Source organism: Psychrobacter sp. AOP22-C1-C5 (assembly GCF_052378885.1).
Lineage (GTDB): Bacteria > Pseudomonadota > Gammaproteobacteria > Pseudomonadales > Moraxellaceae > Psychrobacter.
This window is the reverse complement of sequence record NZ_JBQSYC010000003.1, coordinates 275079-295379: the sequence shown is the minus strand read 5'-3', so window position 1 is coordinate 295379 and position 20301 is coordinate 275079. Positions and strand designations below refer to the sequence as shown.

Genomic DNA, 20301 nt, shown 5'->3' with positions numbered 1-20301 from the left:
TATAGTCCGTCCTAAATACAATAGGTCTAAACATGTTAACGCGCGACCAAGATAAATTCTCCTTACTTGCTGTGCCGTTGCTGACAGAGGCTGCGCAAAATTTATCTTGGTCTCATTGTATTTATTTTATAGCGGATTAAGCTTTATCTTTTTCAATCAATACTCTATTTAAGTGAGCACAGTCAATGGTAAAAATCCAAACATACTGTTTATGACAATAATTGCTCAAGCTGTGTGACCACACCATCGACATCCAAACCACAATCAGCGAACTGCTCAGCCTGTGAGCCATGCGCGATAAAGCGATCAGGGATACCGATATTACAGACAGCAGGACGGCTGTGTTTAAAACCAGCCGACTCATTGAGCAGATACTCATTCACCGCACTACCCGCGCCGCCCATGATTACATGCTCTTCCATTGTCGCGATATGAGTGATGCCTTGCAAAAGTAATGTCTCTAACAATGCCGAATCTAAAGGTTTCACCCAGCGCATATTGACCACATGTACTTGATGATTTTCGTTAGCGTTAACGAGACGTTCTGCGGCTTGTTGGGCAGTAGCGACCGTCGTGCCAAATGCCAATAACGCAAGCTTTTTGGGTGCAGACTCACTACCAAGTACGGACTCTATCACTGCCTCACCAACGTTATACGTTTGGGCTGGCTGCTCGATCACAGCTCCTGTACCTGTACCGCGCGGATAACGTACTGCCGTGCATCCTTGATATTCGTAGCAAGTATTGAGCAAATGGTAACACTCGTTCTCATCTTTTGGTGCGGCAATCAGCATATTGGGCACACAGCGTAAGAAGGCAAAATCAAACACGCCCGCGTGCGTTGCGCCATCCTCTCCCACCAATCCTGCGCGATCAATGGCAAACATCACATCTAGGTTTTGCAATGCCACATCATGAATGAGCTGGTCATAGCCACGCTGCAAAAACGTGGAATAAATTGCCACAATAGGCTTAATGCCTTGCGTTGCCATGCCAGCAGCTAGCGTGACCGCATGTTGCTCAGCAATCGCCACATCAAAGAAGCGCTCGGGAAACTGACGAGCAAACTCAATCATCCCCGACCCTTCTTCCATGGCTGGGGTAATGGCGAGCAAATTATCGTCCTCAGCCGCTTTATCGCACAAAAACTGGCCAAACACTTGAGAGTATTTTAAAGCAGGTTTGGTACTTGGATTTGACGTTTCTTTACCCTTAGTTTGCGATTCGGGTTCAATTTCTACAGGTAACTTACTGATAGCATGATAGCCGACTGGATCTGATTCAGCAGGCGCAAAGCCTTTGCCTTTAGTCGTATAGATATGGATTAAAACAGGGCCTTTTAGCTGTTTAGCAAGTGACAACACTCGCAATAGCTCAGGAATGTTGTGTCCATCAAAAGGACCAAAATACGTAAAGCCAATAGCTTTGAATAAATTGTCTTCTAACTGCGGAACGTCGCGCATTTCTTTGTGACGTTTGCGTCGATCAAACGTTTGCATATCAGGGCGGCGACATAAAATAGGCGCGCCTGTATCAGAGATATCCACCTGATATCCTGACTCCCAAAGCATTGCCAAATGCCGCGAAAAACCGCCAATAGAGCAGGAGATTGACATGTCGTTGTCATTTAAAATGACTAAAAGATCGGCATCTTGCTGTACCGCATCATTCATGGCTTCGAATGCCATACCGCCCGTCATGGCGCCATCACCGATGATACAGGCAACGGTTTGCGCACGGCCTTGATAGCGTAGCGCAAGACTCATGCCTAGACCCGCTGAGATAGAGGTCGATGAATGCCCGACACCAAACGTATCGTAAACAGACTCTGCGCGTTCAGGAAATGCAGTCAGGCCATCCTTAGCGCGGATGGTACCCAAAAGATCGCGGCGACCCGTCAATACCTTGTGAGCATACGCTTGATGACCGACGTCCCAAACGATCTGATCTTGCGGCGCATCCAATAAATAATGTAGTGCAATGGTCAATTCAACCACGCCCAAATTGGCACCAAAATGCCCCCCACTTTGTCCTGCTGAATACAATAAAAAAAGGCGTAACTCATCGGCCAGCGTTATCAGTTGAGCCGTTGTCAGTGCATTGAGATCAGTAGGTACAGCGATACTATCAAGCAAAGGCGTCTGAGGACGCATGCGCGGGATTACAGTATAAGTTTGCTGTAAATTCGACAACTGGGCCGCAGGATCATTGGCTGACGCAGATACGGAATGAGACTGTGGGGAAGAAGGTGACTGCTGCATAAACCGTACGATACCTACCAATCTGCTGACAAGACGTTGTCTTAGCGCATGACGCTAATTAAAGGACGTCAATAATATCTACACCATTATTGATGTAATTGACCATATAATTTTTCAGGCAACTTTATACGTGCCTAATACGTGTCTGTCATACCTATGGCTTTTGGCTTTGCTATTTATAAAACAAATACGCTGTCATGATGGACAGCGATGGCTCATAGTTATGACGCTTCAATGCCGAGGGTTGATATTATGCCTTATTCTTTGGCATCAATATCGGATGCTTAGTGACGACATAGTAATGTAAGGACATAGACTTGTCACTGTGTGCGTCAAAATAGTATGGCATAATAGCATTTTTTTTTAATTATCGCTTTAATCATCGTGCGTCGTTTGTGAACTTTGTGTGTTTTTATCATAAAGACAATAAGCATGTTATTTTATGAACAGGTTATACTGATAACGTCTTAATTCTCATAATATGGTTAGGATAACGTAGCTATTTTCATGTGATTATCACACACCCTCTACCGCCACGATTATCGGCTTATGTAGGACATTAATGTCATATCAATTTATCACTAGTGCCAAACTACCCACTCGTCACGGCGAGTTTGATATTCATATCTTTGAAAACGATGACGGTCAAGAGCATGTGATGCTGACCGTCGGCCTGTCTGTGGTTGATCAAAATGGCGAGACATCCAACCAGTCAGATGACGCGCTAGCAAAACGACCAACTCCATTGATCCGGATTCACTCCGAGTGCCTGACAGGCGATGCTTTTGGTTCTTTAAAATGCGATTGTGGCCCGCAGCTCAATACAGCGATGCAAGCGATACAAGAGACGGGCTGCGGTGCTATTTTGTATTTGCGTCAAGAAGGTCGCGGTATTGGTCTGACCAACAAGATTCGTGCTTATGCTCTTCAGGACCAAGGCCATGATACCTTAGACGCCAATCTCATGTTAGGCTTACCCGCAGATGCTCGTATTTATGACATGTGCGGGCCGATGCTTGCTCATGTCGGTGTTGATGCGGTAAGGCTTATTACCAACAACCCTGACAAAGTCGCGTATTTAACCGAGCATGGTATCAATGTGGTTGAGCGCGTGCCATTATTAGTTGGGGTCAACGATATGAATGCTGAATATCTAGCAACCAAGCGTGACCGCATGGGACATCTATTCGATAAAGAGTTTAATACAGCACTACACCTTAACAAATAAATAGACATTTTATGAGTATTCCAGCGATAGACAATCTACAAAACCTGTCAGCAGCAGATTCGGCAGTGACGCCAGCCAATGATGATATCATGCGTGTGCGTGAGTTTTTAATCGATTTGCAGGCGCGTATCTGCCAAGCTTTAGAAGCACAAGAGCGTGATGGCGGCGGCGATGCCACCTTTGTGCCTGACGACTGGGAGCGGTCTGAGGGCGGCGGTGGTCGTTCATGCGTATTGGCAAATGGTAAAGTGGTTGAAAAAGCGGGCGTGATGTTCAGCCATATTCATGTACACAATTTGCCAGCATCAGCCACGGCTCGTCACCCTAATATTGCTGGACGTAAGGCGCAGGCCATGGGCGTCTCATTGGTGGTTCATCCCACCAACCCAAACGTCCCTACCAGCCATGCTAATGTGCGTTTGTTCGTGGCAGAAGCGGCAGGTGAGGATCCTATTTGGTGGTTTGGTGGCGGTTTTGATTTGACGCCATTTTATCCGGTTCTCGCAGATTGTGTCCATTGGCATCAAGTCTGTCATGATCTTTGCGCCCCTTTTGGCGACACTGTCTATCACGACTTCAAACAATGGTGTGACGAGTATTTTCATTTACGTCATCGCAATGAGCAGCGCGGTATCGGCGGTTTATTTTATGATGATGTCAACACAGAAAGCCGCGGTTGGGATTTTGAGACTTGCTTTAACTTTATGAAAGCGGTCGGTAACGGCTATCTTGACGGTATTGTGCCAATTTTTGAGCAGCGTAAAGACACGCCTTATACTGACGAGCAGCGTGAGTTTCAACTTTATCGTCGTGGGCGCTATGTTGAATACAATCTTGTCTACGATCGTGGTACTTTATTTGGGTTACAAAGCAACGGCCGAATTGAGTCTATCTTGGTCAGTATGCCACCGCTTGCCAGCTGGCATTATCGTTTAGAGCCTGCTGAAGGAACGCCTGAGCATGAGTTGACTGATTATTATTTAAAACCACAGGATTGGTTATCGCTCTGACGCTAGTATTGTTTTAGGTATTACGATGATATAACAACTATCCTAACTATTATTGCGTAAATACCCGTTACAATGAGGTGTATTTTTTGGAAAAGTGATTTAGAGGCGACAGCGCTTCTAGATGAAATTTGAGTAGTAATTTTATAATAATATTTGAAAATAAGGCCAGCATTTGCCAGCCTACTATTAGCCAAGTTTACAGGAGTAATTTATATGGCAAAGGTTTATACCAACAACTCATTGAAGTCTGTCTTCGGTATCACATTGATGGCAGCCGCTCTCGGTCTAACCGCATGTAGCAGCCCAACGAACTCTGACGTCAAAACTCGTCAAGACACGATGAAAAGCTGGGGCGATGCAATGGGCGTAATGGGTGATATGGCAAAAGCGCCTGATACGTTTGATGCTGCTGTATTCAAAGAGCAAGCCGCATTCTTAGCAGAAGATTCCGCAACGCCTTGGAGTCATTTTGAAAACCAAGCAGACGCAGGTAATGCCACTGAAGCCGTTTGGTCTAATGCCGATGGTTTCCGCGCTGAAGCAGACAACTTCCAAAAAGCAACCGCTGAGCTAAATGCCGCTGCACAGACGGCTACCAGTATCGATGATGTTATGCCAGCCTTTGGTCAAGTTGGTGAAAGTTGTAAATCATGTCACACAGATTTCAGAGCCAAAACAAACTAAGTAGCGCTCATTGAACATTGAAAAGTAATGCTATAAAAAAACCGCCGCATCGAATGATGGAGCGGTTTTTTTGATGGTGCTTAAGGCTTCAATTAAGTAACTTTTACTAAGGCATGTCCTCAATTCAATCAATAGTCATCTAAATGGACTACTCTGCCGCTGTCTTATTTACGGTCTTATGAAGATCAATCGAAGGCTGCTCATTCAACTTTTTTACGATAGACGTCACTGAGGGATCACTCAAATCAATGGTTCTGATTGGAAATGGAATGTTCACACCTGCACCATCTAACGCTTTTTTAACCTCAACGATGACTTGATGAATCGAGGCGACTTTATTTGCTTGAGTACCGTCTTCGATAAATCAGCGCACCATCAAATCAATTGTTGAATCGCCAAAACCAGTAGCAATCACACTCGGCTCTGCATTTTTTGAGACAGTATCAGCTTTATTTAGCGCTTGTATGATCTCAGCTTTTGCCACTTCGATATCGTCTTCATAGCCGATGCCAACTGCCACTTGCAAACGGCGCTGCTTATAAGCGGTGTTGACAGTCAATGCTGAGGTATACAAATCAGAGTTTGGAATCACCACTTGCCGACCATCATAAGTTCGAATGGTCGTAGCGCGTATTTTGATGTCCTCAACCGTCCCTTCATACTCGCCTGAGACAATCTGATCGCCGATGCGAAACGGCTCTGAGATTAGCAGCAAAATACCGGACAATAAGTTTTGAAAAATGTCCTTAAAAGCAAAACCAATGGCAACCGAACCGATACCGAGCGCCCCGATTAGCTTGGCAGGCGTGAAGCCCGGTACGGCGATGACCATGGCAATCATAACGCCCACAAAGATAATCAGTGCACCGCCGACCCGCTGAAAAACTTTGACCAAGTTCTGATGCCGTATACGATTGCCCAAGATTTTATGCACCACTTTTTTAAAAAAAATGGATAAAAACCAAAAAATTAGAACAACGATAAGGGCCGCTACAAAATAGGGAATACGCTGCATAAAGCCGATCATGATCTCATTGGCAGAATCAATGATGCTATGATAAGTCAGTACATCCATCGGTATCGATTGCGCTGCCTCAGCACTTACTGTGGTGTCTGCCTCAGTAGTAGGCATTTCGCTGGTACTCCTTTTATTGTTTGGCTGCTTGTCTCTTTAACTTAACCCATTAGCTCCGCTTGTACGATCTCAATCCAGTAGCCATCCACGTCTTTGATAAAAGCAATGCCTTTCATCTTGCCATCTTCGGGGCGTTTTTTAAACTCGACTTCGTTTTTATCAAACCAAGCAACGGCCTCTTCCAAATTTGGCACACTAAAGCAGATATGACCAAAACCTTGTGGATCTTGATTGCCATCGTGATAGCTAAAGTCCGCTTTTGTTTCGGTGCCATAATTATGGGTTAGCTCCAAAATACCGCGCTGACGAAAGGCAAATATTTCTAAGTCGTTGCCTTCAGGCAAGTTTTCTCGCTCGCTCTCAGTGAGTTTGGCCAAAAAGTATAAATCAAAACCCATCTCAGGGAACTTTTTTACCGCAAGTAAGGTCATGCCAAGCACACCCGTGTAAAACGCCAACGACTTGGCAGGATCTTTTACTCGTAGCATGGTGTGATTGAACGTAAAACCTGTCGTCTGAGTAGAGATTGATTGAACGCCCTCTGTCTGTACGCTGCTGGTAGGCTGAGCGATGAGGGATTTATTATTATTGTCAGTGGCTGAAGTGGACATAATTACAGTTATCCTATTTTTTACAAAATACAAAGGTTAAAAACAAGCGAGTAACCCATGTGGTGACTCGCTTAACCCTCTCATCATAATCAAAAATGGCAAAAAAATTGAGTGGGTTTTGTAAGAATACACACCTACTAGGGCAAATAAGGAATACAAATTAGCTGTCTAAAAACCGTACTTTTCCTGTCTCTAAATCATACTCTGCGCCCACGACCAGCAATTGACCACTATTGGTCAGATCCTCTAACGCGCGTGAGCCATGCTTTAGTTGACTGACTGACATGCGTACGTTAGCACGGATCGAGCGATCAACCAGCTCGTCTGCATCGACGTCTTGACCATTGGCAGTTGCCAGTTCATGCAAGTTATAAACACTTGGACGGATACGGTCGACGATTGACTGCAAGTTGGGTGAATAATTTTGCTCAGGATTGATCAATGTTTCTACACAAGCTGTGACAGCGCCGCAATGCGAATGCCCCAACACCACCACCAATTTGGTTCCGAACTTTTCGGCTGCAAACTCAATCGAACCGATCTGCGAGGGCGCCACTATATTACCTGCGACCCGAATGACGAACAAATCGCCCAGCCCTTGATCAAATACAATCTCAACGGGTACTCGTGCATCTGAACAACCCAAAATAATGGCCAAAGGGTCTTGGTCTCTGACCAATTCTGGACGGCGCTGCATCAATGTATCGGTGCTAGTGAGACTATCAACGTAGCGTGCATTGCCTTCTTTTAAAAGCTCAAGAGCTTCTTGACCAGTTTGTGGGCGTTTGTCATTGGGCATGGGAAATCCTTTATTATCAAATCATTAAAATTATGAATGGTTTTAGTTTCATTTTTACAGAGGTATTGGCTAAATTTTTCGCAAATTTTGATGAAGCAAACAAGCTCATCGTACTGCTCAGCCACGACCTAATTGTATCGCAACAAGAGTCAAAAAATGACAAAAAAAATTTTTTTAATATCAGCATATAAAGCCAACTATTGGCAATAGGACAACATAATGATATTAAAAAATCGCAAACGACGTCGATAGAATCGAAAAGCACCATGAATAACACCGTCAATCCAGCGCCCCTGTTCGCATAACTTTAACGAACTTGCACTGATTTATATCGAGGGTTTGTTATAATACGCAACAATCAGACGACCACGCTTATGCTCAGACCACTCACCTGTATTACAGCGATGTATTTTAATAACTGCACTGGCATATTCGCTGCTTAGGAACGAATACTATGACCACCTCACCTTTAGACACGCCCAAAGCCAATGCTCCCTCCGACGCAAGTTCTGTGTTATTACAATTGACTGGTCTCAAAAAAATCTATGACCAAACTGAAGTATTGACCGACATCAACCTTGATATCAGGCATGGTGAGTTTTTGACATTGCTTGGTCCATCAGGCTGCGGTAAGACCACATTATTGCGCTTAATTGCAGGCTTTGAGCAACCGAACGCTGGAGCCATCTATTTGGATGGCGCACAGATGGCAGGATTGCCAGCTGATAAGCGTCCGGTCAATACCGTGTTTCAGCAGTATGCTTTGTTTCCGCATATGACCGTCGCGCAAAACGTCGCTTATGGGCTAAAACTTAAAAAAGTCCCAAAAGATGAGATTCAAACGCGCGTGCGCGAAATGCTTGCTATGGTACAGCTAGAACATTTGGCCAACCGCAAACCGCAAGATTTATCGGGCGGTCAGCAGCAGCGCGTTGCGATTGCACGTGCCGTGATCAATCGTCCCAAATTACTTTTACTTGATGAGCCGTTATCCGCGCTCGATCATAAGCTACGCTTGCAAATGCAATCGGAGCTAAAACGCTTGCAACGTGAGCTGGGTATTACCTTTGTCTTTGTGACTCATGATCAAGAAGAAGCGCTTTCCATGTCAGATCGCATTGCGGTAATGAAAGACGGCACGTTTCAGCAAATCGGTACGCCAATTGAGATTTATGAAACCCCTGCCAACTTGTTCACTGCCAAGTTCATCGGTGAGACCAATCTGTTTAGAGCTGAAGTCAAGGGAGTCTATCCAAATCAGCCAGACCGTGATGGCAAAGTAACCAATGGACGCATCGAGGTTGAAGTCTGTGAAGCGCAAGTACAAGAAGGCCTCACGACTTTACGTAACTTACGTCGTCCAGATTTCGCCCATGACGTGCAAGTGGGCGATATCGTCAATCTGCTGCTCCGCCCCGAAGATTTGCGAGTTTACGACCCCAAAGACGCCAGTCATAGTGGCTTACTAGGCCGCGTCATTGAAAGTAACTATAAGGGCAGCACTTTAGATTCTATTATTGAATTAGAAAACGGCCATGTTATTAAAGCCTCTGAGTTTTTTGATGAAGACGACCCAAGCTTCGATTATAAGTTAAATGAAGCGGTTAAAGTCTCATGGGTCGATGGCTGGGAATGGGTATTGCCAGACGATTCTGCGTCTAAACAAGATAGCACTGTAAAAGGTGACGCTGAGCAAAACCTTACTGTACAAAAGGATGGCAGCTAATGGCCCGTATTAGCTTAGGTAACAAAAGCCCTTTTCGTACGGCAACCCTTTGGCTGATTTGGGGCTGGTTACTGATATTTGCGCTACTGCCCAATATATTGGTTATAGCGGTCAGTTTTTTGACCCGTGATAGTAGTGCCTTTATCAGCTTACCTGTCAATATCGATAGCTATGTGCGCATAGTGGACCCGCTGTATTTTGAGGTGTTTGTCCACTCACTCTGGATGGCAAGCGTCACGACGATTATTTGTCTGTTGCTGGGTTACCCTTTTGCATGGCTGGTATCCAAAGCAAAAGTGCGCTGGCAGCCACTCTTGATGATGCTATTGATACTACCGTTTTGGACCAACTCCTTAGTCCGGACTTATGCCCTCAAATTACTGTTTGCCAATAATGGTTTGATTAATAAATCCTTATTAGCAATCGGGGTCATCGATGCACCCATCGATATTTTATACACGCAAGGCGCGGTAATCGCTGGACTTACCTATTTATTGTTTCCCTTTATGGTGTTGCCGCTATATGCCGTCTTTACCGATTTGCGCAATGACATGCTGCTTGCCTCACAAGATTTGGGCGCTTCAAAAACGCAGACTTTTTGGCATGTGGTGCTACCCTTGACGACGCCTGGCATTATCTCAGGCGTACTGTTGGTATTATTACCTGCAATGGGTATGTTCTATGTGGCCGATATTTTGGGCGGTTCGCGCAATCTATTGGTGGGTAATATCATCAAAAACCAATTTTTGGATGCAAGGGATTGGCCATTTGGCGCTGCTGCCAGTGTATTATTGACAGTGGCGATGGCTATACTACTGCTCGCCTATCGCGCCAGTAGTCGCCGTATCGGCAAAACTGATTTTAATGAGGTGGCCTAATGTCTAATAGCTCACTAAACCAGTCATCGAACGGTACACCCATTAAACATAAACGCTCTATCAAGATCGGTAGCATCGTAGCTAAAGGCTATCTTGGACTGATTTATGTGTTGCTATATCTGCCCATTATCGTCTTGGTAGTCATGTCGTTTAATAAATCGAAAATTGGCTACAACTGGGGCGGTTTTAGCTTGAAGTGGTATGAATCGCTGTTTAATAACCAAGCGATGCTCGATGCTTTTTGGCACTCTATTGTGCTGGGGTTGGTCGCAGCAACAGTATCAACCGTGATTGGGACACTGACTGCCCTTGCTCTACATCGCTACAAATTTCGCGGTAAAGGCTTGCTGAACGGGCTACTATTTGTGCTAATGATGTCACCTGAAATTGTATTGGCTATTTCGTTATTGGCACTGTTTTTATTGATCGGTCTGCAATTGGGTTTTGTCTCGCTACTATTGGCGCATATTACCTTTTGCCTACCCTTCGTGGTCATCACTGTTTTTGCCCGCTTGAGTAGTCTTGATGAGCGCTTGATGGAAGCGGCGCGTGACTTAGGAGCTAATGAATCAACGATGGTGCGTACGGTATTGATTCCTGTTATTTTGCCAGCGGTGATGGCAGGTTGGTTGCTCGCGTTCACTTTATCATTGGATGATGTAGTGGTTTCGACCTTTGTCACAGGCCCTAGTTATGAGATTTTACCATTACGCATCTACTCTATGGTACGAGTCGGTCTCAAACCAGAAGTTAATGCCATTGGTACGTTGCTACTTGTCGCCTCCTTAGTATTAGTCATCATCTCGCAGCTCTTATTACGTCGACGCTAGTCATTTAATGCTTAATGACCATAAAATTTGAACAAAAATCAGCGTTATATTTACTATAATGAATTTATATCAACTTAGTGGTCAGGTAGTCTTATGCTAGAGCTTCGCCATCTCAACACCTTAACGGCACTAAGAGCGCATGGGTCGCTCGCGGCGGCGGCCGATGAGTTGCATGTCACTGCTTCTGCTGTCTCACACCAGTTAAAAGAGCTGGAGAATTACTATGACATCAGTTTGGTAAATCGCCGAACACGCCCGCTCACTTTTACGCCTGCAGGCAAGACGGTATTGGCATTGGCAGACAGCATTCTACCGCAAGTGACCCGTACCAAATCCAACCTTAAACGCTTGGCACATGGTCAAGCAGGCAGATTGCGCCTTGCCTCAGAGTGTCACAGTTGTTTTGACTGGCTCATGCCCATACTCAACCACTATCGCCGCGAATGGTCGGATGTGGAGTTAGATTTTGCCACAGGTTTTGAGCCTGAACCACATCACTTGTTGATGGAAGGTGATATCGATCTGTTGATTACTACCAGCAACTTACCGATAGATGGTATCAGTTATCAGCCTTTATTTGAGTATGAGAGTCGCTTGGTGCTGTCACCAACGCATGATTTGGCAGCAAATGATGTTATTGAACCCAAAGATTTGACTAATGAGACGTTGATTGCCTATCCAGTAGAAGCGAAGCGTCTGGATATCATCGCCAATTTTATGACGCCAGCGCAGGTAAGATTCAAAAGTATTCGTACGACAGAATTGACCGCAATGCTCATTCAATTGGTTGCCAGTGAGCGCGGTGTTGCTGCCCTGCCCGATTGGGTAGTGGCTGAATATGAGAAAAAAGGCTGGGTCGTCTCGCGGTCATTGGGCAATGGCGTACATTGTCAGCTGTATGCTGCGACGCGCACATCTAGTCAAGATACAGCTTATATGCAAGGGTTCGCCAATTTATTAGAAGGGATAGTCAAGCCAGTTTAATACTCCACTGTTTATTACATTTTTTGGTTATGAAATATCGTCCGCTTTCTTACGTTATGAGAGGCGTTGAAGTAAATGATGGTTCCCTAGTGAGGACTTGAACCTTTGGCTGTAGTCCAAGTGATTACTATGGGTATAGGCTTTTATATTGAATCAATGTACATCTGAGTGTACTTAACAAGCCTGTATTAATGGTTTTTTTGACTAGGTTATTACGTCGTCATTAATAGTAAGGACAATTCACCGTTAACTATTCGACATATGTTTCAGTGCTGGCAACCCAATAAAGGCTCATGTCTTCTTCTTTTAGAGATGCCATTTCAGTTGTACGGCCTTCATCATCTACAAACTCAATTAAGTACACAGGGGGATTTTGATCAAAAATATGTACTACAGTACCCAAATGACCTGCTCTGATATCGTCTTGAATATTTTTTGATACCTTAATAACATCGTTTATATTCAACATACTGCTAAGCCTTATATTTAATAACGTCTGTTATGGGAACGTGTTCGGTGCGCTATACAGGAGTTGAACTACCATTATTAGGTATAAATTTGAATGCTATAACATTGACAGTATGGGTAATTACACTCTAAGCACTAAATATTAGATAACAGGTTTACAGCTTTTCCTGCTCCTTCTATCACATACCAATTTAAAGCAATCAAATAAGTAAAATCTTCGTCTACTAAAAAATACTCCATACCAAAAGACTCTTCTAATATCCGACATAAAAACCTGACATCCTCAATCATCACAACCTGTCCTTCAGTTTCAGATGGTTGATCAAAAAAAATATATCCTTTACTTTCTGGTAGGCTATTTGAATAAATAAATTCATAGTCTTCCACTGGAAAAATTATAACTTCATCATTAGAGATTGCTAAATGTCCTGTTATTTTTTGGGGAGTAAATATTTGCATCACTTTATTAATTACAAGTTTTGACTTATCCTCTTCTACTAAAGTTACTTTAATATCTAGTTGACTACTCACTCTTAAAATTTCATTTATACAATTCATAATATTGCCTTTCTATTAGAGCATCTCTTCCTAGAACTTAATAACCAATGTGAGATTCGTTACAGTCCAAAAACTCTACCAAATAGTATTACCAACCTAAAAACTGAGCCGCCCCAAATATATTGCAGAGTAGCTCTTTTAAAAGATAATAGCAATTTGGGTATACCCCAACGGAACCAATTATTTCCGCCTCCAAACCTATTAATAGACCACTTAAAATAGACTGTATTCGAGTAACTACTTAAATCAGACCACTAATTAAGCAGGTGATATCGATAAAAGCTCAAAGCACGCACTTAAAGAAATAAAAACCCAGTGCTGTTGCCAATAATGTCAGTCCAACATGCAACCCTATCAATGACAAACCTGCCAGCAACCGCCCGTCATGAAAAAAACCAAACACCTCGGCACTAAACGTACTAAAGGTAGTGAGTCCGCCCAAAAACCCCGTAATCACAAACAGTCTAACATTATCAGACAACCCACTCCCCGCACGCTCAAACCATACCAATGCCAGTCCTATCAGTAATCCGCCCAAAATATTTGCGCTCAACGTGCCAAGTGGTATCCAATTGTGTAGCGCATTAAAGCGCGACAACCACGCACGCAGGCACGCGCCAAATGCTGCTCCTAGACCAATGGCGAGCCACTGCATAAACTATCCTTAATTCAGCTCTAGAGGTTAATGGATATAGTAAGTTCAGTATAAAAGTAATACAGTGGGACTAGTATGCTTATCTTTAAACGAAAAGTTTCGCAGCCTCTGTTTGCCAAGACACAGCAAGCCAGAAAAATTTATACCAGTTCTGCGTTGCCATATAATGTATTTTTTTATTTAGTATCGGCTATACAATAACGAAGAAAAAAATTACACCGCAGGCAATTCCGTCATTGGCCAACGAGGCACGCAGCTGACCGCCAAATCATCAGACTGCCCAGCCTGCAAGCGCTCGTAGCCCGCATATGCAATCATCGCGCCATTATCCGTACATAAAGCAGGGGGCGCATAATGGACCGTAGCGTTTATTTTGGCCAACTCAGCTTCTAACGTCTCACGCAAATGGGTGTTGGCACTGACACCGCCCGCAATCACCAATCGGCTCATTTCTACTTGTTTGAGTGCTTTGACACACTTTTTCACCAATGTGTCGACCACAGCATGCTGAAAGCTGGCAGCAATATCAGCGCGGACTTGCGGGTCGCTATCTGCGCCGTCAGTATCTTTGATAAGATTATGTACGGCTGTTTTCATGCCACTAAAAGAAAAGTCCAAACCGCGATGTAGCATCGGTCTTGGTAGTGCGTAAGCATTTGGGTTGCCATTCTCTGCCAATTTGGCGATATTAGGCCCCCCTGGATACGGTAAGCTCAGCATTTTAGCCGCCTTATCAAAGCACTCACCCGCTGCATCATCTATCGACTCACCCAATATTTCATACTGCCCAACACCACGTGCGGCTATCAGTAAAGTATGACCACCAGAAACCAATAGCGAGACAAAAGGAAACGCTGGCGGATTTGCGCCCATGAGCGGCGCCAATAGATGCCCTTCCATATGATGGATACCAATTGCTGGAATATCTAAGCCATAAGCTAAGCTGCGACCAAATAACGCGCCTGTCATCAACGCACCAATAAGCCCTGGGCCTTTGGTATAGGCGATTGCATCAATCTCATCTTTGCGGATATCGCATTGTGCCAAAAGCTCATTAAGCAGAGGCACAAGCTTACGTATGTGATCGCGACTGGCAAGCTCAGGCACCACGCCACCATAAAGCGCATGCAACTCTATTTGTGAATACAATACTTGTCCGAGCAAACCTTGATTGTCGCGGTCTATCTGCTCACTATCAAAAATCGCCAAGCCTGTCTCATCACAAGAGGTCTCTAAACCCAATACCTTCATACTTTTGCCTTTATGCTTTTGTTTTCATGCTGTTCTCTGTTTGCTATAGCTCATTCAATGTAAAAGAGATACAGCAAGCAAGAAAAACGGGTAGAAAAAAACCGTCGTTGTTAGTCACAATGACGGTCAGTTTAACAAATTTCAATGGCTGATATATTCTAATATACCGTATCAGCTTACTGATGCAAGTATATAGTCAACAGCCGCTTTCACTTGCGCTTCAGTGATACCGTCTACTGCTTGTGCCGGCATTTTATTGAAGCCTTTGGCAGAATGCGTATATAGCGTTTCTTTGTCTTTGCCCAAACGTGCTGACCAAGCCGCTTTATCACCGTATTTCGGCGCATTCAACAGACCGGCGTCATGACATACTTTGCAATTGGACTCATACAGTTTGGCACCTGCATCTGCCGCCAAAACCTCAGGCTCAGCGGCAACTTCTTGCTCGGTAGCGCTTGCAGTGACAGCTGTTTCGGTAGGCACTGTTTCAGGTTCAGAGCTAGCAACCTCAGACTTAGCGACTGGTGCGTCTTCTACCACTGCAGCTGTCTCAGCAGGCTCATTGACAGCGGCAGACTCTTCAGAAGTCTTATCACCACTGCAAGCGCTTAGTGCTAATGATGCACTCATACCAATAGCAAATAGTGTGAGTTTATTCGTACGCTGTTGTTTCTTCATCATGATGACACCTTTATTCGATATTTCATGTGGGCTGTTGCCTATGACAGCGCAGACACTCATCACGCTTGTTTATTACTCACACCTTTTAGATATCACGAATGCCTAAGTACCACATATTGGCCTTCTATTTGGTCAATCAAGTACCTACTGCGGAGCCGCTCCATTAGTCGCTGCGGTATCAGTGCTATCGCCACTAGCACCTGCCAAGCCTGCATCTGTACTGTCAGTAGCAGCTGCTTCTGCGGTATCGGTACCAGCTGCTGTTGCTTCAGTCGTTGCGACCCCAGTTGTTGCTGCTGCATCCGTTGTCGCTGCGCCGTCTACTGCTGCGGCATCACCTTCAGCTGCTGGCATTGGCGCCGTTTCTGGGAAATCCATCTTTTCGGCTTCAGGAGCGTTTGCACGAGCAAGCTCAGCGGCTTCATCCACACGATCTATTGCCATTACTTCGTGCGACTCATGTTCGCCTTCTTTGTCACCACTACACGCGCTAATACCAAAGCCAAGCGCGACGATAAATGCGGTACTTAGCGCCGTATTTAGTACTGATTTTCTCATTCCAACATCCTCAATAAAATGCACATAAAACGGTTGATATGCTTACTACTGTATAGAAATATCATAGCACAAACTCTGGTCAAACCGTTATAGACAGTAGGGGTTTTTTATTATCGCCATCCCGTCCAATCAGCATGAATTTTTGTGATGACTGTCATGTTTGCAAACTGAGAAGTCCGTACTATTCATATAAGGCTATCGATGTTTTTACCCTCTTATACCGTGACGCTCTGTTGCTCCATGCAACTTAATGATAAATAGGGATTAATCCATTAAAATCATTGACTTTATTGGTGTTTTTTATTAAAATACCTGCCCTTGTGCTAATGCGCAAGATTATCCTAGTTTGAGCTGATGCCTGTAATCTTGAGATATTACGGCTAAATACTAATACACAGCCAAACTAATGCCCTTATATCTCATCCTAATCAAGGAGTCTTCATGCCTGCAGTTAAGGTTAAAGAAAACGAACCAGTTGATATCGCTATCCGTCGTTTCAAGCGCGCTTGTGAAAAAGCTGGTGTATTATCAGACGTGCGTAAGCGTGAGTTTTATGAAAAACCAACGCAAGTACGTAAGCGTAAAAAAGCTGCTGCTGTAAAGCGTTATAAGAAAAAGTTACAACGCGAAACTATTCGTACGACTCGTATGTACTAATCGCTAATACGATAAGTCACATACCAGCTCTACACTAACGCCACTGTTATCCATTGATATCAGTGGCGTTTTTTATGCTACAATTTTTATTATTATTGCTAATATGAGTGTTTTCAAAAACCGCATCAGCAGGATTTTAGCCAAAAATTCAATAAATAAACTTAACATACAAGGATAATAACAGTGAGCCAACTCAAACAGACGTTGTCAGACACCATCAAAACTTCTATGAAAGCACGTGAGCTTGAGCGTGTGAAAGTCTTGCGCAATGTACAATCAGTCGTCAAACAAATTGAGATTGACCGTCAAACAGAACTCGACGATGCGCAAGTTTTAGAAGTGCTACAAAAGCAGCTAAAGCAGCGTCATGAATCGCTGACTATTTTTACAGAAAACAGCCGTGATGACTTAGCGGCCAAAGAGCAGTTCGAGATTGATATCATCAATGAGTTTATGCCGCAGCAAATGAGTGATGAGGAAATCAGTGCGCTAGTCAATGCTGAAATCGCTGAACAAGGCGCCACGTCAATGCGTGATATGGGCAGTGTGATGGGTGTGCTAAAAAACAAAACGGCTGGTCGTGCGGATCCCGCTTTAATCTCTAAATTGGTTAAAGATGCACTCCAAGGCTAACCTCTACTGCCTGCCCTATATTAAGCTTTGCACTGAATAACCGCCTAAGGCTCAAAGTCTTGGGCGGTTTTTACTGCTTTGAGTTCTGCATTAATATTGGCCAAAAGCGGACGAGCACTATTGGCTTGTTCGGTATTTTGTAGTTTTTCTGCCAACTGTTTGGCTTGTGTGAGAGACGTGAGCGCACTTTCGTAGCGACCACTCCATAACTGGTCATGACTGCGGTAGCGCAGTGCATTGATGGTCGCAATGTTGGCCAGCTGCTTTGAGGTCGTGTTTTTGGCAAGATTTTCATTGGCCAACTGCAAACTTTGCCAAGCATAACGGTCACTTGGCTGCTGCTCAGTTAACGGCTTGAGTAACGCCTGCGCCTTCATTGGCTGATTGCTATTGGTAAGCGCTTTTGCCAAATATAATCGCAAATCACGGCGCTCAGGATAAACGCGCTGCTGACTTTCCAGAATCTCTGCCGCTTGCGACCATTTGCCTTGTTCACTCAAAAGTTGGCTTTGAGTAATCGATAGCAATGGCTCTAATCCTTGACGCTGCGCTGCTGGCAATGCCGTAATCTCTGCAAATACGTCGTTGGCGTCTTCAAAACGTTGTTGTTCACCATACCAATGCATCAAGGCCAATTTGGCACCAACACCGTTTTTGGCGGCCGCCGTTAGTGTGGTTTCAGAAGCACGCTTACCCGTACTTTGTACACGCCAATACAGCAGATCAAATAACGTTTGATAGCGTTGTTGCTGGTTTAATGATAAAGGTGGGTAACTCTGAGCGCGGCTTTGGGACTCACTTAGGCGCTCAGTGCTCAATGGATGCGAGCGTATAAAACTTGGTAAAAACCGATTCTCGACTTGATTCAACTGGCTTTGTTGATTCATTGTCGCAAAAAACCGTGGCATGGCTCTTGGATCATAACCGGCTTGGGTCATGATCTGCATTCCGACCCGATCAGCCTCGCGCTCATTACTGCGACTAAAGGCCATACTGCTATTCATCGTTGCGGTTTGACTGCCCATCATCACTGCCGCCGCTGCATCACCGTCGACGGCTGATGCTGCAATCGCCGCTAGCATACCGCCTACTTGCATCAGTAAGGCTTTTTTGCGTTCATCAGCCCCACTTTCATAATGACGTTGGCTGATGTGCGCGACTTCATGGGCAACCACGCTGGCAAGTTCATCCATGCTTTTGGCAGCCAATATCGTCCCCGTATTGATACCAATGACGCCGCCTGGTGCTGCAAAGGCATTGATACTAGGGCTATCGATAATCACTAATCCCATTGGCGCTTGCTGCCGTGCTTGCGCATTCAGGCGCCACGTCATGTCTTTTACGACCTCATGAATCCAAGGATCATGCTCCATCTTGACGCGACCATTGACGTTTCGAAGTGACCATTCGCCAAGCAATTTATTTTGATATTGCTCATCAAAGCTCAAGCCCTGCCCGCGCAAATTGGGTAAACTTAATGACTCCAATTCCTTGGACTGCCATGAGTTGTCGACGAATGGCGCAGGTCGGCTATTATCAATACTATTAGCCGCCGTGGTCGCCGCCAGTAATATCGCTGAAACTCCTAACCTGATGGCGCTCGATCCTGTGATAGATAGACTGAGGATATTTCGACTATATAAGGGTACTGTCACCTTTGACGAACGTTTGATAATCACGTATGGATTTAAGGGGTTCATGAGGTCTCTATTAGGTGTTAACCGTCTGTTATAGTGGGATGAGAGCATATCTTATATAAGTCATGACAACGTTCCTTCGACTATACGAGCTTGTTTATATAAGGTCAATTCTCATCTGCAATGGACTACCAATAATCTAGCGACACGTCATGATTGTGAAACATAGCCTTGTAATTCTAATGAACCGAATATTACGTTGATAATATTCAACTGCAATTGCATACGGTCTATTTGGTATAATGAGTAACAAGTTATGGTAATGCGTTCAAATCACCATTCAGTCGTCACTATTCATTAACCGATACTGAATAGCGATATTTTAAACCTAACTATTGATAATTAAAATAGTAACACATACCAACAGATTGATATTTATAAGGTTTATTTTATGTCTGCTGATAGTCAGTTATCCGTCGTAAGCATGCTTCCTTCTGTCACTTTGTCAGCGGCTTTGTCTGATGCTGAGCAGCAAACGGTCAACACTTTATTAGCGTTATTAGGAGCGGATAATAGCGATTCAATTCTAGATGCCGATACAGATCGACCGACAGTCACTATCAAACGTTTTGTCGATGGTCGAGGCCTTGCCTGTCCTATGCCGCTATTAAAAGCCAAAGTGGCACTACGCGATGTTGCAAATGGTGAGTCACTGTACGTGGTCGCAACTGACGTTAATTCACGAGCAGACATCACCGCTTTTTGTCGACAAAGTCAGCAGACAAGCGCTGTGAATCAGTTGTCACTGACGGTTAATAAGGGCACAGCTCCGCCTCAATCTGATGCCCTGTCGTCAAAGCGTTTCGATACAATATATCACTTCATCATTACCAAAACTGATAGCAACTAAATGCTGCTATCCTTTACAATTAGAACTATAAAGATTTTTATCTGACTATTTGCGTCACTATTTAACCAAGGTCAAGAATATGGCTAATACTTCTACTGATACTGCGAAAACGAGTAAAAAAGACAACGCAGCTCCTATAAAAAACGA

General features: G+C 44.3%; 22 protein-coding genes. 10 read left to right on the top strand and 12 right to left on the bottom strand.

Going from position 1 to position 20301, the window contains the following annotated elements; genetic code table 11:
* Positions 1–209: 209 nt before the first annotated feature.
* Positions 210–2261, bottom strand: a complete 2052-nt coding sequence (dxs, locus tag ACT3TH_RS06055) for a 1-deoxy-D-xylulose-5-phosphate synthase (RefSeq protein WP_444754949.1) — start codon at positions 2259–2261, stop codon at positions 210–212.
* 562 nt (positions 2262–2823) lie between these two features.
* Between dxs and ribA the strand changes: the two genes are divergently transcribed.
* The 3 genes from ribA (at position 2824) to ACT3TH_RS06040 (ending at position 5183) form a co-directional block, all read left to right on the top strand.
* Positions 2824–3489, top strand: a complete 666-nt coding sequence (gene ribA / locus ACT3TH_RS06050) for a GTP cyclohydrolase II (RefSeq protein WP_444754948.1) — start codon at positions 2824–2826, stop codon at positions 3487–3489.
* Between the two features lie 11 nt (positions 3490–3500).
* On the top strand, positions 3501–4499 hold the full coding sequence (hemF, locus tag ACT3TH_RS06045; protein WP_444754947.1) for an oxygen-dependent coproporphyrinogen oxidase: 999 nt from the start codon (positions 3501–3503) through the stop codon (positions 4497–4499).
* A gap of 213 nt (positions 4500–4712) precedes the next feature.
* Positions 4713–5183, top strand: a complete 471-nt coding sequence (locus tag ACT3TH_RS06040) for a c-type cytochrome (RefSeq protein ID WP_444754946.1) — start codon at positions 4713–4715, stop codon at positions 5181–5183.
* A gap of 148 nt (positions 5184–5331) precedes the next feature.
* On the opposite strand, the gene ACT3TH_RS06035 is transcribed toward ACT3TH_RS06040, so the two are convergent.
* From ACT3TH_RS06035 to ACT3TH_RS06020, 4 genes are all read right to left on the bottom strand, one after another.
* The gene (locus ACT3TH_RS06035; protein WP_444754945.1) at positions 5332–5460 is read right to left on the bottom strand and encodes a hypothetical protein; all 129 of its coding nucleotides are present in this window, start codon (positions 5458–5460) and stop codon (positions 5332–5334) included.
* Positions 5461–5547: 87 nt separating this feature from the next.
* Positions 5548–6315 (bottom strand): mechanosensitive ion channel family protein, encoded by a 768-nt coding sequence (locus ACT3TH_RS06030; RefSeq protein ID WP_444754944.1) that lies wholly within the window; start codon positions 6313–6315, stop codon positions 5548–5550.
* 44 nt (positions 6316–6359) lie between these two features.
* On the bottom strand, positions 6360–6929 hold the full coding sequence (gloA, locus tag ACT3TH_RS06025; protein ID WP_444754943.1) for a lactoylglutathione lyase: 570 nt from the start codon (positions 6927–6929) through the stop codon (positions 6360–6362).
* Positions 6930–7089: 160 nt separating this feature from the next.
* Complete coding sequence (locus tag ACT3TH_RS06020; protein ID WP_444754942.1) at positions 7090–7728, bottom strand: carbonic anhydrase; 639 nt, start codon at positions 7726–7728, stop codon at positions 7090–7092.
* Positions 7729–8182: 454 nt separating this feature from the next.
* Between ACT3TH_RS06020 and potA the strand changes: the two genes are divergently transcribed.
* The 4 genes from potA (at position 8183) to ACT3TH_RS06000 (ending at position 12146) form a co-directional block, all read left to right on the top strand.
* On the top strand, positions 8183–9454 hold the full coding sequence (potA, locus tag ACT3TH_RS06015) for a spermidine/putrescine ABC transporter ATP-binding protein PotA (RefSeq protein ID WP_444754941.1): 1272 nt from the start codon (positions 8183–8185) through the stop codon (positions 9452–9454).
* Positions 9454–10332, top strand: coding sequence for a spermidine/putrescine ABC transporter permease PotB (gene potB, locus ACT3TH_RS06010; protein WP_444754940.1), 879 nt, complete (start codon positions 9454–9456; stop codon positions 10330–10332). Before potA ends, potB begins: the two co-directional genes overlap by 1 nt.
* Complete coding sequence (potC, locus tag ACT3TH_RS06005) at positions 10332–11162, top strand: spermidine/putrescine ABC transporter permease PotC (protein WP_444754939.1); 831 nt, start codon at positions 10332–10334, stop codon at positions 11160–11162. Before potB ends, potC begins: the two co-directional genes overlap by 1 nt.
* A gap of 93 nt (positions 11163–11255) precedes the next feature.
* A complete protein-coding gene (locus ACT3TH_RS06000) occupies positions 11256–12146 on the top strand; it encodes a LysR family transcriptional regulator (RefSeq protein WP_444754938.1) in 891 nt (296 codons plus the stop codon).
* Between the two features lie 250 nt (positions 12147–12396).
* On the opposite strand, the gene ACT3TH_RS05995 is transcribed toward ACT3TH_RS06000, so the two are convergent.
* From ACT3TH_RS05995 to ACT3TH_RS05970, 6 genes are all read right to left on the bottom strand, one after another.
* Positions 12397–12615, bottom strand: a complete 219-nt coding sequence (locus ACT3TH_RS05995) for a DUF4926 domain-containing protein (RefSeq protein ID WP_201571752.1) — start codon at positions 12613–12615, stop codon at positions 12397–12399.
* 134 nt (positions 12616–12749) lie between these two features.
* Positions 12750–13172, bottom strand: a complete 423-nt coding sequence (locus tag ACT3TH_RS05990) for a hypothetical protein (protein ID WP_444754937.1) — start codon at positions 13170–13172, stop codon at positions 12750–12752.
* A gap of 283 nt (positions 13173–13455) precedes the next feature.
* Positions 13456–13827: a fluoride efflux transporter CrcB gene (gene crcB, locus ACT3TH_RS05985; RefSeq protein WP_444754936.1), complete on the bottom strand. Its 372-nt coding sequence runs from the start codon at positions 13825–13827 to the stop codon at positions 13456–13458.
* A 213-nt stretch (positions 13828–14040) separates the two neighbouring features.
* Complete coding sequence (gene tsaD, locus ACT3TH_RS05980) at positions 14041–15078, bottom strand: tRNA (adenosine(37)-N6)-threonylcarbamoyltransferase complex transferase subunit TsaD (RefSeq protein ID WP_444754935.1); 1038 nt, start codon at positions 15076–15078, stop codon at positions 14041–14043.
* Positions 15079–15249: 171 nt separating this feature from the next.
* Positions 15250–15759 carry a c-type cytochrome gene (locus ACT3TH_RS05975; RefSeq protein ID WP_444754934.1) on the bottom strand — a complete coding sequence of 170 codons (510 nt, stop codon included), beginning with the start codon at positions 15757–15759 and terminating at the stop codon, positions 15250–15252.
* A gap of 144 nt (positions 15760–15903) precedes the next feature.
* The gene (locus ACT3TH_RS05970; RefSeq protein WP_444754933.1) at positions 15904–16317 is read right to left on the bottom strand and encodes a hypothetical protein; all 414 of its coding nucleotides are present in this window, start codon (positions 16315–16317) and stop codon (positions 15904–15906) included.
* Positions 16318–16758: 441 nt separating this feature from the next.
* Here ACT3TH_RS05970 and rpsU point away from each other — a divergent pair, with 441 nt between their 5' ends.
* Together rpsU and ACT3TH_RS05960 are read left to right on the top strand one after the other, a co-directional pair.
* Positions 16759–16974, top strand: coding sequence for a 30S ribosomal protein S21 (gene rpsU / locus ACT3TH_RS05965; protein WP_010195908.1), 216 nt, complete (start codon positions 16759–16761; stop codon positions 16972–16974).
* 183 nt (positions 16975–17157) lie between these two features.
* Positions 17158–17607, top strand: coding sequence for a GatB/YqeY domain-containing protein (locus tag ACT3TH_RS05960; protein WP_444754932.1), 450 nt, complete (start codon positions 17158–17160; stop codon positions 17605–17607).
* A 44-nt stretch (positions 17608–17651) separates the two neighbouring features.
* Here ACT3TH_RS05960 and ACT3TH_RS05955 read toward each other — a convergent pair whose 3' ends face one another.
* A complete protein-coding gene (locus tag ACT3TH_RS05955; RefSeq protein ID WP_444754931.1) occupies positions 17652–19307 on the bottom strand; it encodes a M48 family metalloprotease in 1656 nt (551 codons plus the stop codon).
* A gap of 388 nt (positions 19308–19695) precedes the next feature.
* Here ACT3TH_RS05955 and ACT3TH_RS05950 point away from each other — a divergent pair, with 388 nt between their 5' ends.
* Positions 19696–20154: a sulfurtransferase TusA family protein gene (locus ACT3TH_RS05950; RefSeq protein ID WP_444754930.1), complete on the top strand. Its 459-nt coding sequence runs from the start codon at positions 19696–19698 to the stop codon at positions 20152–20154.
* The last annotated feature ends 147 nt before the right edge of the window (positions 20155–20301 follow it).

What these genes read in the sequence shown, in the direction of transcription:
- ACT3TH_RS06000 (WP_444754938.1), top strand. Translation starts at nt 11,256, where the DNA reads ATGCTAGAGCTTCGCCATCTCAACACCTTAACGGCACTAAGAGCGCAT.
- ACT3TH_RS05950 (WP_444754930.1), top strand. Translation starts at nt 19,696, where the DNA reads ATGTCTGCTGATAGTCAGTTATCCGTCGTAAGCATGCTTCCTTCTGTC.
- ACT3TH_RS06020 (WP_444754942.1), bottom strand. Translation starts at nt 7,728, where the DNA reads ATGCCCAATGACAAACGCCCACAAACTGGTCAAGAAGCTCTTGAGCTT.
- ACT3TH_RS05970 (WP_444754933.1), bottom strand. Translation starts at nt 16,317, where the DNA reads ATGAGAAAATCAGTACTAAATACGGCGCTAAGTACCGCATTTATCGTC.
- dxs (WP_444754949.1), bottom strand. Translation starts at nt 2,261, where the DNA reads ATGCAGCAGTCACCTTCTTCCCCACAGTCTCATTCCGTATCTGCGTCA.
- crcB (WP_444754936.1), bottom strand. Translation starts at nt 13,827, where the DNA reads ATGCAGTGGCTCGCCATTGGTCTAGGAGCAGCATTTGGCGCGTGCCTG.
- potA (WP_444754941.1), top strand. Translation starts at nt 8,183, where the DNA reads ATGACCACCTCACCTTTAGACACGCCCAAAGCCAATGCTCCCTCCGAC.
- ACT3TH_RS06030 (WP_444754944.1), bottom strand. Translation starts at nt 6,315, where the DNA reads ATGCCTACTACTGAGGCAGACACCACAGTAAGTGCTGAGGCAGCGCAA.
- tsaD (WP_444754935.1), bottom strand. Translation starts at nt 15,078, where the DNA reads ATGAAGGTATTGGGTTTAGAGACCTCTTGTGATGAGACAGGCTTGGCG.
- ACT3TH_RS05995 (WP_201571752.1), bottom strand. Translation starts at nt 12,615, where the DNA reads ATGTTGAATATAAACGATGTTATTAAGGTATCAAAAAATATTCAAGAC.
- ribA (WP_444754948.1), top strand. Translation starts at nt 2,824, where the DNA reads ATGTCATATCAATTTATCACTAGTGCCAAACTACCCACTCGTCACGGC.
- rpsU (WP_010195908.1), top strand. Translation starts at nt 16,759, where the DNA reads ATGCCTGCAGTTAAGGTTAAAGAAAACGAACCAGTTGATATCGCTATC.
- potB (WP_444754940.1), top strand. Translation starts at nt 9,454, where the DNA reads ATGGCCCGTATTAGCTTAGGTAACAAAAGCCCTTTTCGTACGGCAACC.
- ACT3TH_RS05975 (WP_444754934.1), bottom strand. Translation starts at nt 15,759, where the DNA reads ATGATGAAGAAACAACAGCGTACGAATAAACTCACACTATTTGCTATT.
- ACT3TH_RS05955 (WP_444754931.1), bottom strand. Translation starts at nt 19,307, where the DNA reads ATGAACCCCTTAAATCCATACGTGATTATCAAACGTTCGTCAAAGGTG.
- ACT3TH_RS05990 (WP_444754937.1), bottom strand. Translation starts at nt 13,172, where the DNA reads ATGAATTGTATAAATGAAATTTTAAGAGTGAGTAGTCAACTAGATATT.
- gloA (WP_444754943.1), bottom strand. Translation starts at nt 6,929, where the DNA reads ATGTCCACTTCAGCCACTGACAATAATAATAAATCCCTCATCGCTCAG.
- hemF (WP_444754947.1), top strand. Translation starts at nt 3,501, where the DNA reads ATGAGTATTCCAGCGATAGACAATCTACAAAACCTGTCAGCAGCAGAT.
- potC (WP_444754939.1), top strand. Translation starts at nt 10,332, where the DNA reads ATGTCTAATAGCTCACTAAACCAGTCATCGAACGGTACACCCATTAAA.
- ACT3TH_RS06040 (WP_444754946.1), top strand. Translation starts at nt 4,713, where the DNA reads ATGGCAAAGGTTTATACCAACAACTCATTGAAGTCTGTCTTCGGTATC.